Annotated in this window: 11 protein-coding genes; 6 read left to right on the forward strand and 5 right to left on the reverse strand. The window is 67.9% G+C overall.

Annotated elements, in window-relative coordinates; genetic code table 11:
• Nucleotides 1–70 precede the first annotated feature (70 nt).
• Together ACAW63_RS01820 and ACAW63_RS01825 are read left to right on the forward strand one after the other, a co-directional pair.
• Complete coding sequence (locus tag ACAW63_RS01820) at nucleotides 71–2,020, forward strand: FAD-dependent oxidoreductase (RefSeq protein WP_371231257.1); 1,950 nt, start codon at nucleotides 71–73, stop codon at nucleotides 2,018–2,020.
• 175 nt (nucleotides 2,021–2,195) lie between these two features.
• On the forward strand, nucleotides 2,196–2,789 hold the full coding sequence (locus ACAW63_RS01825) for a helix-turn-helix domain-containing protein (RefSeq protein WP_371231258.1): 594 nt from the start codon (nucleotides 2,196–2,198) through the stop codon (nucleotides 2,787–2,789).
• Nucleotides 2,790–3,102: 313 nt separating this feature from the next.
• On the opposite strand, the gene waaA is transcribed toward ACAW63_RS01825, so the two are convergent.
• Complete coding sequence (waaA, locus tag ACAW63_RS01830) at nucleotides 3,103–4,374, reverse strand: lipid IV(A) 3-deoxy-D-manno-octulosonic acid transferase (protein WP_371231260.1); 1,272 nt, start codon at nucleotides 4,372–4,374, stop codon at nucleotides 3,103–3,105.
• A gap of 179 nt (nucleotides 4,375–4,553) precedes the next feature.
• The gene (locus ACAW63_RS01835) at nucleotides 4,554–5,438 is read right to left on the reverse strand and encodes a LysR family transcriptional regulator (protein ID WP_275608939.1); all 885 of its coding nucleotides are present in this window, start codon (nucleotides 5,436–5,438) and stop codon (nucleotides 4,554–4,556) included.
• A gap of 138 nt (nucleotides 5,439–5,576) precedes the next feature.
• On the opposite strand from ACAW63_RS01835, the gene ACAW63_RS01840 reads away from it, so the two are divergent.
• From ACAW63_RS01840 to ACAW63_RS01855, 4 genes are all read left to right on the forward strand, one after another.
• Complete coding sequence (locus ACAW63_RS01840) at nucleotides 5,577–5,909, forward strand: multidrug efflux SMR transporter (protein WP_275608940.1); 333 nt, start codon at nucleotides 5,577–5,579, stop codon at nucleotides 5,907–5,909.
• Nucleotides 5,910–6,079: 170 nt separating this feature from the next.
• Nucleotides 6,080–7,255, forward strand: coding sequence for an NAD(P)/FAD-dependent oxidoreductase (locus tag ACAW63_RS01845; RefSeq protein ID WP_371231262.1), 1,176 nt, complete (start codon nucleotides 6,080–6,082; stop codon nucleotides 7,253–7,255).
• Complete coding sequence (locus ACAW63_RS01850; RefSeq protein ID WP_371231263.1) at nucleotides 7,252–8,055, forward strand: aldo/keto reductase; 804 nt, start codon at nucleotides 7,252–7,254, stop codon at nucleotides 8,053–8,055. The genes ACAW63_RS01845 and ACAW63_RS01850 overlap by 4 nt, the downstream gene beginning before the upstream one ends.
• A gap of 331 nt (nucleotides 8,056–8,386) precedes the next feature.
• Complete coding sequence (locus tag ACAW63_RS01855; protein ID WP_371231265.1) at nucleotides 8,387–9,298, forward strand: metal ABC transporter ATPase; 912 nt, start codon at nucleotides 8,387–8,389, stop codon at nucleotides 9,296–9,298.
• Between the two features lie 59 nt (nucleotides 9,299–9,357).
• On the opposite strand, the gene ACAW63_RS01860 is transcribed toward ACAW63_RS01855, so the two are convergent.
• The 3 genes from ACAW63_RS01860 to hldE all read right to left on the reverse strand — a co-directional run bounded on the left by ACAW63_RS01860 (nucleotide 9,358) and on the right by hldE (nucleotide 13,500).
• Nucleotides 9,358–10,563 (reverse strand): acyl-CoA dehydrogenase family protein, encoded by a 1,206-nt coding sequence (locus ACAW63_RS01860; RefSeq protein WP_371231267.1) that lies wholly within the window; start codon nucleotides 10,561–10,563, stop codon nucleotides 9,358–9,360.
• Nucleotides 10,564–10,572: 9 nt separating this feature from the next.
• Nucleotides 10,573–11,856 (reverse strand): acyl-CoA dehydrogenase family protein, encoded by a 1,284-nt coding sequence (locus tag ACAW63_RS01865; protein WP_371231268.1) that lies wholly within the window; start codon nucleotides 11,854–11,856, stop codon nucleotides 10,573–10,575.
• A 219-nt stretch (nucleotides 11,857–12,075) separates the two neighbouring features.
• Nucleotides 12,076–13,500, reverse strand: coding sequence for a bifunctional D-glycero-beta-D-manno-heptose-7-phosphate kinase/D-glycero-beta-D-manno-heptose 1-phosphate adenylyltransferase HldE (gene hldE, locus ACAW63_RS01870; RefSeq protein ID WP_371231269.1), 1,425 nt, complete (start codon nucleotides 13,498–13,500; stop codon nucleotides 12,076–12,078).
• Between the last annotated feature and the right edge of the window lie 9 nt (nucleotides 13,501–13,509).

The following is a 13,509-nucleotide window of genomic DNA, read 5'->3' on the forward strand; positions in this document are numbered from 1 at the left end:
GCCTTGTTCCGCTCTAGCTCGCGCGATCGATAGCCACCATTGAATTACAACAAGAATCCGGAGTCGCCCGATGAGCCAGTTCCCCCACCTGTTCAGCCCCTTGAGCATTCGCGGCAAGACGCTGAAGAACCGCATCATGTCCACCGGGCACGACACCTCGATGCCCACCGACAACCTGGTCAACGATCAGCTGGTGGCCTACCACACCGCCCGCGCCAAGGGCGGCGTCGGCCTGATCGTGCTGCAGGTCGCCGGCGTGCACGACAGCGCGCGCTACACCTCCCACGTGCTGATGGCCACCGACGACGCCTGCATCCCCGGCTACCGGCGCATCGCCGAGGCGTGCCACGCCGAAGGCACCGTGGTGCTGTCCCAGGTGTTCCACCCGGGCCGCGAGATCATGGAGTCCAGCGACGGCCTGCTGGCCGTGGCCTACTCCGCCTCCGCCTCGCCGAACGAACGCTTCCGCGTGATGCCCCGCGAGCTGAGCCAGGCGATGATCGACGAGATCATCGAAGGCTACGCCGCCGCCGCGCGCCGCCTGCACGCGGCCGGCATCGATGGCGTGGAGGTGGTCGCCAGCCACGGCTACCTGCCGGCGCAGTTCCTCAACCCACGGGTGAACCGCCGTAGCGACGGCTACAACGGCGAGCTCGACGCCCGCCTGCGCTTCACCCGTGAAGTGATCGCCGCCGTGCGCGCCGCCACCGACGAAGACTTCATCATCGGCCTGCGCATCTCCGCCGACGAGCGCGATGCGGAAGGCCTCACCGAGGACGAATCGCTGCAGGCCGTGAAGGCGCTGCAGAAGGATCTGGACTACGTGCACATCGTCGCCGGCACCTCGGCGTCGCTGGGCGGCGCTATCCACATCGTGCCGCCCATGGCCATCGAGGCCGCCTACCTGGCCAACGAGGCCGGCAACTTCAAACGCAGCCTGGAGATTCCGCTGTTCGTCACCGGGCGCATCAACCAGCCGCAGGAAGCCGAGCTGATCGTCGCCCGTGGCCAGGCCGACGTGTGCGGCATGACCCGCGCGCTGATCTGCGATCCACAGATGCCGAGCAAGACCGAAAGCGGCCACGTCGAAGACGTGCGCGCCTGCATCGCCTGCAACCAGGCGTGCATCGGCCACTTCCACCGCGGCTACCCGATCTCCTGCATTCAGCACCCGGAGACCGGCCGCGAACTGATCTACGCCGAGCGCAAGATGGCGACCCAGCGCAAGCGCGTGCTGGTGGTCGGCGGCGGGCCGGCGGGCATGAAGGCCGCTGCTGTCGCCGCCCAGCGCGGTCATGAAGTCACCCTCTGCGAAGCCACCGGCCAGCTCGGCGGGCAGGTCAACCTCGCCCAGCTGCTGCCGCGCCGCGCCGAGTTCGGCGGCGCCTCCACCAACCTGCAGCGCGAGATGCAGCTGGCCGGTGTCGAAGTGCGCCGCAACACTCGCGTCGACCGCGCCCTGGTCGAGCAGGAACGCCCCGACGTAGTGATCGTCGCCACCGGCGCCAAACCCTACCGGCCGCCCTACGAGGAAGCCGGCAACCTGCAGGTGGTGGACGCCTGGCAGGTGCTGCGCGGCGAAGTGAAGCTAGGCCGCTCCGTGCTGGTCACCGACTGGCGCGCCGACTGGATCGCCCCCGGGATCGCCGAGCGCCTGGTGCGCGACGGCCACCAGGTACAGCTGGCGGTGAACGGCACCCACGTCGGCGAAAACCTGCCGCTCTACGTGCGCGACCACCTGGCCGGCGAACTGCATCGCCTGGGCATCAGCATCACCACCTATGCCCGCCTGTATGGCGTCGACGACAGCACCGTCTACCTGCAGCACAGCGCCAGCGGCGAGCCGATGCTGGTGGAAGGCATCGACACCCTGGTGCTCTGCCAGGGCCATCAGCCGGTGGATGAGCTGGCCGACGAGATCGCCGACCTGGCCGAGGTGCGCCGCATCGGCGACTGCCTGGCGCCGCGCACGGCGGAGGAAGCGATCTACGAGGGCCTGAAAGCGGGTTGGGCGATCTGAGCCTTTTTTTGTAGGAGCGAGCTTGCTCGCGAACCGCCCAGCGCCGAAGTCGCCGGGAGATTCGTTCGCGGGCAAGAACTGGGTGTCCCCCTCGCTCCTACGAAGAGCAATCGGTCCACAGGCGCGATGCATTGTTTAGAATGCCCACGACGACACTCGCCAGGACCCTCGCCGCATGAGCCAGAAAGCCCCGCAGGACGCCCCCGCCAACGCCGAAGCGCAGTTCCTCGGCACCCGCATTCGCGGCCTGCGCAAGCGGCGCGGCATGACCCTGGCGGAGCTGGCCGAGCAGAGCAGCCTCACCGCCGGCTACATCAGCCAGCTGGAACGCAACCTGGCCTATCCGTCGATTCCCGCGCTGTTCAACATCGCCCGCGCCCTGGGCGTGACCATCCAGTGGTTCTTCGCCAGCGAAGTGCAGGTCGACCCGGCCGACGCCGGCTACGTGGTGCGGCGCAACGCGCGCACCAGCGTGCATTACGAAGACGGCATCGTCGACGAACTGCTCAGCCCACAACCCAGCCGCCAGCTGGAAATCCTCCACTCGCGCTTCCCGCCGGGCACCTACAGCCAGCAGAGCTACAGCCACGACGGCGAGGAAGCCGGCTACCTGCTCAGCGGCACGTTCGAACTCTGGGTCGGGGACCGCTACTTCCTGCTCAACGAAGGCGACAGCTTCAGCTACTCCAGCCAGGAGCCGCACCGTTATGGCAATCCGGGCGAGGTGGATGCGGTGGTGATCTGGGTGATTACGCCGCCGACGTTCTGAGTGTTTCGGCGCCTTTTGTAGGAGCGAGCTTGCTCGCGAACGCTCTTGCAGCAATACCGGGGTCCGGCAAGTTCGCGAGCAAGCTCGCTCCTACAGGTCGTTCCGGACGCTTCCGAGCCACGGCCGCCCCTCACCCCAGCCCTCTCCCGGAGGGAGAGGGGGGTAGGTCAGCGCAGGCGCTTGGCATCGCCACCCGCCTGCAGTTTTTAAAAGATGCGCGATCCGACTGACTCGAAGTCACCGCTCGCAGCGAACGGTCCCCTTTCCCCCTGGGAGAGGGCTAGGGTGAGGGCAATCCCCGCGCCGAAGCCGATCAACCCTTGATCAACCGCCCCAACCCATCCAGCAACCGTCCCAGCGCGCCCTGATTGGCCTTCATCACCGTCAGCCCGGCCTCGGCCATGCGCTCGGCAGAAGCCGGTTCGTCCCACAGGGCGGCCACGGCCACCGCCAGCGAAGGCGCATCGACCACTTCGCGCAGCGCCCCGACCTCGCGCAGTTGCGCGGCGATCTCCAGGAAGTTGAACAGGTGCGGGCCGGACAGCACGGGCTTGCCCAGCGCCGCCGGCTCCAGCAGGTTGTGTCCGCCATTGGGCACCAGACTGCCGCCGACGAAGGCGACATCGGCCAGGGCATAGAGGAACAGCAACTCGCCCATGGTGTCGCCGAGCAATACCAGGGTCTGCGCCGCCACCCGTTCGCCGGTGGAGCGCCGCTGCGTGCTGAAGCCCTCGCGCTGGCACAGCTCGAACATCGGGTTGAAACGCTCCGGATGACGCGGCACCAGGATCAGCAGCGCATCCGGATGCTTCTCCAGCAACTGGCGATGGGCGGCCAGGACGATCTCGTCTTCGCCGCCATGGGTGCTGGCGGCGATCCACACCGGCCGCTGCTGCGCCTGCCACTGGCCGCGCAGCTCATGGGCGCGGGCCAGCAGTTCGGGATCGATGGTCAGGTCGAACTTGATCGAACCGGTCACGCTCACGCAGTCCGGGCGCGCGCCCAGCTGGCGGAAGCGCTCGGCCTCGGCCTCGGTCTGCACGGCGATCCAGCTCATGTCTTCGAGCATCGGCCGGGTCAGCCCGTCAAAGCGCGCATAGCCCCGCGCCGAACGCTCGGACAGCCGCGCATTGGCCAGCGCTACCGGAATGCCACGCTTGGCGCACTGGTGGATGTGGTTGGGCCACAGTTCGGTTTCCATGATCACGCCCAGCACCGGCCGCGCACGGTCGAGGAAACGCGCCGCCGCCCAGGGCAGGTCGTAGGGCAGATAGCAGTGCTGCACCTGGTCGCCGAACATCGCGCGGATGCGCTCGGAGCCGGTGGGCGTCATGCAGGTGACGGTGATCGGCAGGCCGGGGTGGCGCTGCATCAGCGCGCGGATCATCGGCGCGGCGGCGATGCTCTCGCCCACCGACACCGCGTGCACCCAGATGCCGCCGGGCTTGAGCGCCGGCAGGCCGATGGCGAAACGCTCGCCGATGCGCCGGGCATAGGCCGGCGCCTTGCGCGAACGCAGGAACAGGCGCAGCGCGACCAGCGGCAGGCCCAGGTGGAACAGCAGGGTATAGAGGGTCCGGTTCATGGCGGCGGAGAGTAGCAAATTCGTGGGCTTGGTCGCCGCACAATCCTGAATGGAGCGCCGTTTCTGTAGGAGCGAGCTTGCTCGCGAACCGCTTGATGCCCGGAGCAACCATTGGCTCCTGTTCGCGAGCAAGCTCGCTCCTACGAAGAGCATTTCCCGCCTACAACAAGAGGGTGGCATCACACCGGCGAGGCGAGGTGCCTGGCGAAGCACTCCCCCAGCCAGTTCGCCGCCGGCCCCAGCGGCTCGTCGCGGCGCCAGACCAGTTCCACCACCAGCGGCGGCGGTGTCCAGTCGCTGGCCAGTTCCACCAGCAGCGGCTGGTAGGCCGGGTACTGCGCCACGTGGGTCGGCAGCCAGGCCCAGCCGAGGTCGCGCATCAGCAGTTCGGCCATCGCATAGAAGCTGTCGGCGCGCCACACCAGCGGACTGATCTGCTCGCCGCCGGGGTAATGGCTGTCCTGCGGCGCCATCAGCAATTGGCGATGGCGGGCCAGTTCGCGGCGGTCGGCATAATCCAGCTTCGCCAGTTCATGTCCGGCGCCGCACACCGTGACCATCTCGATGGTGCCCAGTCGCTGCCGCTCCAGCGCTTCCGGCATGCCCTCATGGTGGAACAGCAGGCCAAGGTCCGCGCGCCGCTCCAGCAGCTTGCGCGCCACATCGCCCTGGGCGCCGCTGGCCAGCTGCACTTCCAGGGTGGGGAATTCCTGCGCCAGCGCCTGCAACCCGGAGAGCACCGGCTGGTAGGGCATCGCCTCGTCCTGCGCCAGCCGCAGCAACGGCTCGGTACCGCGAACCAGCGACAGTGCGCGGCTCTCCAGCCGCTCGCACTGGCGCAGCACTTCCCGCGCCTCATCCAGCAGCGCCCGGCCCTCGGCGGTCAGCACCGGCTGGCGGCCGCTGCTGCGGTCGAACAGGGTCACACCCAGGTCGCTTTCCAGCAGCGCGATGGACGAACTCACCGCCGACTGCACGCGCTTGAGCTGCCGCGCCGCCGCCGAAAAGGAAGATTGATCGGCGACGCTGACGAAGAGTCGCAACTGGTCGAGGTTCCACTGCATGGCCTATCTCCGTCACCCATCTCCAATACAGATAGGTAATGACTTTATCCCATCATCCGAATGACTAGAATGCCCACCAGACCGAACACAACCCACGCGCCGCACACCGCGGCGCGTCGCTTCAGGGGAGGACCTGTCATGCCCGGCTATCTCTACCTCGCCATCGCCATCGTCGCCGAAGTCATCGCCACCGCCTCGCTGAAGTCGGTGAAGGGTCTGTCCACTCCCCTGCCGCTGCTGCTGGTGATCGTCGGCTACGCCATCTCCTTCTGGATGCTGACGATCGTGGTGCGCAGCATCCCGGTGGGCATCGCCTACGCCATCTGGGCGGGCCTGGGCATCGTGCTGGTCAGCATTGCAGCCCTGGTGCTCTACCAGCAGAAGCTCGATACCGCCGCGCTGCTAGGCATGGGGCTGATCGTCAGCGGGGTCGTGGTGATCCAGTTGTTCTCCGGCAACGCGGGCCACTGATGCGGCGCCCTCGGCATTCTGTAGGAGCGAGCTTGCTCGCGAACGCCTTCCGCTGCGGGGGCTGGTTCGCGAGCAGGCTCGCTCCTACAAAAGCAGCCTGAGCCAACGGGCGTTTGCCGCCGCCCTCAAGCGTTATACTGCGCGCTTCGTTTTCCCCTCGAGGCGCTTTCATGTCCGAATCCCTGAGCACCGACATCCTCATCGTCGGCGGCGGCATCGCCGGTCTCTGGCTCAACGCTCGCCTGCGGCGCGCCGGCTTTTCCACCGTGCTGGTGGAAAACACCGCGCTGGGCGGCGTGCAGAGCATGCGCTCGCAAGGGATCATTCATGGCGGCACCAAGTACGCCCTGCACGGCGCGCTGACCGGCGCCTCGGAAGCCATCGCCGACATGCCGGCGCTGTGGCGCGACTGCCTGGCCGGCACCGGCGAGGTGGACCTGCGCGGCGTGCGCGTGCTCTCCGACGCCCACTACCTGTGGTCGCCCGGTGGCCTGGCCGGCAACCTCACCAGCTTCTTCGCCAGCAAGGCGGTGCGCAGCCGCGTGGCCCAGGTGAAAGGCGCCGAGCTGCCGCCAGCGCTGCAGGACAAGGCCTTCAAGGGCAAGGCCTATCGCCTCACCGAACTGGTGCTGGACGTGCCCAGCCTGATCGCCCGCCTCGCCGAACTGGCCGGCGACAGCCTGCTGGCCGGCGAGCGCATCGAGCCGCTGCGCGAGGGCGACAAACTGGTCGGCCTGCGCGTGGATGGTCGCGAAATCCGCGCCCAGCGCGTGGTGCTCAGCGCCGGCGCCGGCAACGAGGCCCTGCTGCGTGAACTGGGCGTGGAGCGCCCGGAGATGCAGCGCCGCCCGCTGCACATGGTGCTGGTTACCGCACCGACCCTCAAACCCCTGTATGCCCATTGCGTGGGCGGCGGTCCCAAGCCTCGCGTCACCGTCACCACCCATCCGCTGAGCAATGGCGACTGGGTCTGGTACCTGGGCGGCGACATCGCCGAAGCCGCGGGCGTGGCCCGCAACGAGGCCGAGCAGATCGCCGAGGCCCAGCACGAGCTGCGCAAGCTGGTGCCCTGGATCGACCTCTCCGTCGCGCGCTGGGCCACCCTGCGCGTGGACCGCGCTGAGCCCGCACAGAACAACCTGCTGCGCCCGGACAGCGCCTTCCTCGCCGAAGATGGCACGCTGCTGGTCGGCTGGCCAACCAAGCTGGCCCTGGCGCCGAACTTCGCCGATCGCGTGCTGGAATCCCTGGAAAAGCACGGCATCCGCCCAAAGGCGAGCGCCGCGCTGCCCGAGCTGCCGCGCCCGGCCATGGCCCGTCCGGTGTGGGAGGAACTGCTCGGATGAAGACCCTGCACCACCTGCACCGCCCGCTGGGCAGCACGGGCCTCACAGTCTCGCCGCTGGGCCTGGGCACCGTGAAACTGGGCCGCGACCAGGGCGTGAAATACCCCAACGGCTTCCGCATCCCCGATGACCGCGAGGCCGCCGACCTGATCGCGCTGGCCCGCGACCTCGGTATCAACCTGATCGACACCGCGCCGGCCTATGGCCACAGCGAGGAACGCCTTGGCCCGTTGCTGCGCGGCCAGCGCGATCAATGGGTGATCGTCAGCAAGACCGGCGAGGAATTCGTCGATGGCCAGTCGCTGTTCGACTTCAGCGCCGCCCACACCCGTCGCTCGGTGGAGCGCAGCCTACGGCGCCTGGAGACCGACTACATCGACCTGGTGCTGGTGCACTCGGATGGCAACGACCTGGACATCCTGCAAGGCACCGAGGTCTACGCGACCCTGGAGCGTCTCAAGGCAGACGGCCTGATCCGTGGTTTCGGCTTCTCCGGCAAGACCGTCGATGGCGGCCTCCTGGCCCTGGAACGCGGCGATTGCGCGATGGTGACCTACAACCTCAAGGAGCAGGCGGAAAAGGCCGTGATCGACCACGCCCAGGCCCATGGCCGTGGCATCCTGATCAAGAAGGCGCTGGCCAGCGGCCATGCCGCCCTCGCCCCCGGCGTCGATCCGGTGCGCGCCAGTTTCGAGCTGGTGCTGGGACATCCGGGAGTGGCCAGCGCCATCGTCGGGACCATCAATCCGCTACACCTCGCGCATAACGTGAGCATCGCCGCCGAGGTGCTCGACCGCTGATCAGCGGTCATGTGGACGACCTATTCCTGTGCCATGCTCAGATTCCCCCGGATACTCTTGGGGACACAGAAACTGTCGCCAACCGGCGATTCCCACGCAAAAGCCTCGGAATCACCAAGCCTTTCAGGGAAAAACCCGGAAATCCTTTTGATTTTCGATGACACCAGGATCGGTGTCAGGCTGTCCAGGTTGTAGCGACCCTGTAATGAACGATCGGCCGGACCGTCTCCAGCAGGCGGTCAGCGTTCGCGTCGGCGTCGCCCGCCAGTTGGTCAACTGGAGAGGGACGCGCCAGCGCAACCCGGCGCCCTGTACGAGAAGGACCCCCCCTATGCCCCGTACGCTCGCCCGCAAGGACCCGACCGCCTTCAAGACCCTGCCCCTGCTGGTGGAAGCCGGCACGGACAGCCTCGCCTACCAGACCCTCGGCAAGCCCCTGAACTTCGCCCAGGTGCTGGAACGCCGCCGTCCCATCCAGATTAACGACAGCGGGCGCTTCGTCGCCGAGCTGGCGAATCTGGGGGTCTCGGTGCGCCTGACCCTGAACTTCCAGGGCCGCGACCACTGGATTCTGGTGCGCCAGCGCCGCCTGGACCGTGGCGACACCGTGCTCAAGCTGATTTCCGGTTACGTGCCGGCCCACGAACTGAACCTGCCACTGCTCACCGCGATCCAGGAAGTGGCCGAGGAATGCCTGGTGGAAACCGCCGACGGTTGGCTCGGCGGGCGCTTCGGCGACACCTGGCTGCCGACGCCCTATGAAGGCGCCCTGCGCTACCGCGAAGACAGCCACTTCTCCCTGACCCCGCTGTCCGGCGCCTCGCGTCCGGTGCAGGCCGGCTCCCTGCGCCTGCTGGAGCGTCCGCAGGCCTACGTGCACCTGCCGACCGCGTCGCTGCAGCTGGTCTATGACCTGCGCATGGAATTGCCCAAGGACGCCCGCGACGTCAGCCTGTTCCACGTCGACGAAAAACTCGAAAGCGGCCCGCTGGTGGCGCGCCTCGACCGTCGGCGTCCGGATCTCTACCTGCTGCCGCTGGAGCATGGCCGGCCCACCGGCGAGCTCTACACCCTGAACAAGGGCGAGCTGTGCAAGGCCGGCACCCGTGGCCTGTGGCTGTCGGAAAGTTTCGCCGAGCAGGACGGCTGGCTGGTGCGCGAAGAGCGCATCCGATTCCGCGAATGGATGGAGCAGTGGCCGCCCGCCGCCGGCAATGCCGGCAGCGGGCGGCGCACGGCCTGACTCCACCGATCTGAACCGGCCCGGCGGCTGGGCTCGCTCCTACAGAAAAGCGCCCCTCCTCACTTCAGCTGGCTCGAACTCTTGCCCAGCAGCCGCCGCGCCACGATCAGCAACTGGATCTGCTGGGTGCCCTCGAAGATGTCGAGAATCTTCGAATCCCGCGCCCATTTCTCCAGCAACTCTTCCTCACCGTAACCCAACGCTCCCGCCAGCTCCACGCACTTGAGCGTCACCTCGTTGGCCACCCGCCCGGCCTTGGCCTTGGCGATGGAGGCCTCCTTGGAGTTGGGCAAACGGTTGTCGGCCATCCATGCGGCCTTCAGGGTCAGCAGGCGCGCGGCTTCCCATTCGGCTTCCAGGCGATACAACGTGGCTTCTGCGTGGCTGGCGGTCAGCAGCGGCTGGCGATAGTCGAAGCGGCATCCTGCTTTCTTCAGTAGCTCGCGGGTGCGATCCAGCGAGGCCTTGGCCACGCCAATGGCCATGGCCGCCACCAGCGGACGGGTGTTGTCGAAGGTTTCCATCACCCCGGCGAAGCCCTTCTGCACGTCGATCTCGGCATTGCCCAGCAGGTTCGCCGCCGGCACGCGGCAGTCGCTGAAGCTGATCGACGCCGTGTCCGACGCCTTGATGCCGAGCTTCTTCTCCAGGCGGGTGACGGTCATGCCCGGCGTGCCCTTCTCCACCACGAAGGACTTGATCGCCGCGCGGCCCAGGCTCTTGTCCAGGGTCGCCCAGACCACTACCGCGTCGGCGCGGGCACCGGAGGTGACGAAGATCTTCTCGCCATTGAGCACGTAATAGTCACCATCCCGGGTGGCGGTGGTACGGATCGCCGCCGAATCGGAACCGCAGCCCGGCTCGGTGATGGCCATGGCCGCCCAGGTGCCGGAGAAGCGCTTGAGCTGCTCCTCGTTGGCCACCGCGGCGATGGCGGCGTTGCCCAGCCCTTGGCGCGGCATGGCCAGCAGCAGGCCAGTGTCGCCCCAGCACATTTCCATCACGCCCAGGCAGGCGGAGAGGTTGCCGCCGTTCTTCACGCCCTCCTCCGCGCCTGCCTTGCGCTTGCTGGCGGAAGTGGCGCCGACGGCGTCCGGCGAACCGGCATTCATGCCGTCCAGCAGCGCGGCCAGCAGGTCCAGCTCCTTGGGATAGGCGTGCTCGGCCTTGTCGTACTTGCGGGAAATCGGTCGCAGGTAGCTTTCGGCGACCTGGCGGGCCTGGTTCTGCAGGGTACGGAATTTCTTCGGTGTTTCGAGATACATGGATAACTCCTACAGATGCAGGCCGCCGGCCATCAGACTGACCGCGCGCAGGTCGCGGTACCAGCGCTCGGCCGGGTGTTCCTGGGTGAAACCGTGGCCGCCAAGCAGTTGCACGACGTCGGTGCCGATCTTCATGGCCTTCTCCGCACAGAGCAGCTTCGCGAGATAGGCTTCGCGGTGGAACGCCTGGCCGCGTTCGGCCAGCGCGCAGGCGCGCCAGAGCATCAGGCGCATGGCGTCCAGCTCGATGGCGATGTCCGCGACCATGAAGGCCACGCCCTGGCGATGGCTGATCGGCTCGCCGAACGCCTCGCGCTCGTTGCAGTAGGTGATCACATAGTCCAGCGCGGCCTGGCCGGTGCCGACCGCCAACGCACACCAGGCCAGGGCGGTGGAGTCGAGGAAGGCCTGGTAGTCGAAGCGCTCCGCCGCCAGCCGCTGTTCGGCCGGCACCTTCACGCTCTTGAAGCGCACCCGCGCCGTGCCAGTGGCTTTCAGGCCCATGGCCGGCTCGGCGCGCACCTCGACGCCCTTGGCGCGGGTATCGACCAGGAACAGCGCCGGGCCGTCGCCGGCATCGGCGGCGACGATCAGCTTCTGCGCGTCCACACCGCGCAGGACCAGGCATTTCTCGCCGGACAGCGTGTAAGTCGAACCACGCTTGCGCGCCTTGGTGGACAAGCGTTGCGGATTGGCCAGCAATTGCGGCTCGGTCACCGCGATGGCAATCAGCGGCGCCGCGTCCTCCGCAACGAAGGCCGGCAGCCAGCGCGACTGCTGTTCGGCCGACGCCCAGCGACGAATGCAGTTGGCCGCCGACAGCGGCACCAGCAGCGCAGCGGCCAGGCTCAGGTCGCCTCGGGCGAGGGATTCGCCAATCAGCGCATTGGTCACCACGGTGCGCTCGCCGGCCATGCCGCCGTGCACTTCGCTGACGCCGTAGTGAGTCAGGCCCAGCTCCTGCGCCTGGGCGAGCAGCTCCAGGCTGAGGCTGGCCTTGGCATCCGCGTCGTGGGCGGCGGGGCGCAACACTTCGGCGGCGAAGCCTTCGAGCATTTCCACCAGCATCTGCTGCTCGTCGGACAGTGACAGGTCGAACAGCCCGTCCGGATCAACCCTGCGCGGCGTCTTGGCCTGCTTGGCGGCGCGCTCGCTGACCATCCGAAAGCCCGTACGGCTGCCGCTGTAGAGCAGTTTCTCGAAGGGTTTGCGCAGCTTCAGGCGATCCGGCCAGTCGGCCTGGGCGACGCGGTTCAGCACGGCCAGGGCGCGGCCCTGCACATCGGTGGTCATGGCATCTCGCTCCGCGGAGGGTGGATGCCATCGATCATGCGCCGGGAATCGACGGGGGAACCATGACCGCTTTGCCGTCGGTCGCTGGCAGAGCGGTCAGTGGGAGGTCCGCGCGAAGGCGAGTGGCAAGGGAAATCTGTAGGAGCGAGCTTGCTCGCGAACGAGTCCGCAGCGGGGTTTGTTCGCGAGCAAGCTCGCTCCTACAAAAAACGGAAAGGATCAGCCCTGGTGCAGGATCTTCTCGACGATGGCGGTGGTAGAGCTGTTCTCCACCAGACCCAGCACACGGACGTCGCCACCGTATGCCTTGACGATGTCAGCGCCCACCACCTGATCCACGCCGTAGTCACCGCCCTTCACCAGCACGTCCGGGCGAACTTCGCTGAGCAGGCGCTCGGGGGTGTCTTCGCCGAAGCTGACGACCCAGTCCACCGCGCCGAGGCCGGCCAGTACGGCCATCCGCCGGTCGACGCTATTGATCGGGCGGCCCGAGCCTTTCAGGCGGGTCACCGAGCCGTCGTCGTTGACCGCGACGATCAGGCGGTCGCCCTGGGCACGGGCCTGCTCCAGGTAGGTCACGTGGCCGGCATGGAGGATGTCGAAGCAGCCGTTGGTGAAGACGATCTTCTCGCCGTGGGCGCGGGCGTCCTCGATGGCCAGCAGCAGCTGGTCGAGGCTCAGCACGCCACGCTCGGAGCCCTGCTCGCGCTGCACGGCGCGGCGCAGTTCCGGGGCGCTGATGGCGGCGGTGCCGAGCTTGCCGACCACGATGCCCGCGGCCAGGTTGGCCAGGGCCACGGCCTGGGGCAGATCCTCACCCGCGGCCAGGGCACCGGCCAGGGTGGAAATCACGGTGTCGCCGGCGCCGGTGACGTCGAACACTTCACGGGCACGGGCCGGCAGGTGCAGGGCGTTGTGGCCGGGGCGCAGCAGGGTCATGCCGTGCTCGCCACGGGTGACCAGCAGGGCGCCGAGCTCCAGCTCGGTCATCAGTTGCTGGCCCTTGGCGACCAGCTCGGCCTCGTCGGCGCAGCGGCCGACGATGGCTTCGAATTCGGAGAGGTTCGGGGTGATCAGGCTGGCGCCACGGTAGATGGCGAAGTCCTTGCCCTTGGGGTCGGCCAGCACCGGGATGTTGCGCTGGCGGGCCGCCTGGATCAGTTGCTGGTGGTTCTTCAGCGCGCCCTTGCCGTAGTCGGAGAGCACCAGCACGCGGACGTTATCCAGCAGCGCCTCGACGTCGGCGGACAGGGCCACGGCGTCAGTGCGGAAGGCTTCCTCGAAGTCCACGCGCAGCAGTTGCTGGTGGCGGCTCATGACCCGCAGCTTGACGATGGTCGGCTGGCCGGCGATGCGCTGGAAGCGGGTGGTCACGCCCACTGCCTGCAGGCTGTCGCTCAGGCTGTCGGCGGCCTCGTCGACGCCGGTGACCCCAACCAGGAAGGCCGGGGCGCCAAGGGCGGCAAGGTTCAGCGCGACGTTGGCGGCGCCACCGGGACGGTCCTCATGCTGCTCGACCCGCACCACGGGCACCGGCGCCTCGGGCGAGATGCGCGAGGTCGCGCCGTGCCAGTAGCGGTCGAGCATCACGTCGCCTACCACCAGCACGGGGGCCTGATCGAATCGGGGCATGGTCAGTTTCATGGGAACTCC

This window comes from Pseudomonas sp. QE6 (assembly GCF_041379005.1).
Lineage (GTDB): Bacteria > Pseudomonadota > Gammaproteobacteria > Pseudomonadales > Pseudomonadaceae > Pseudomonas.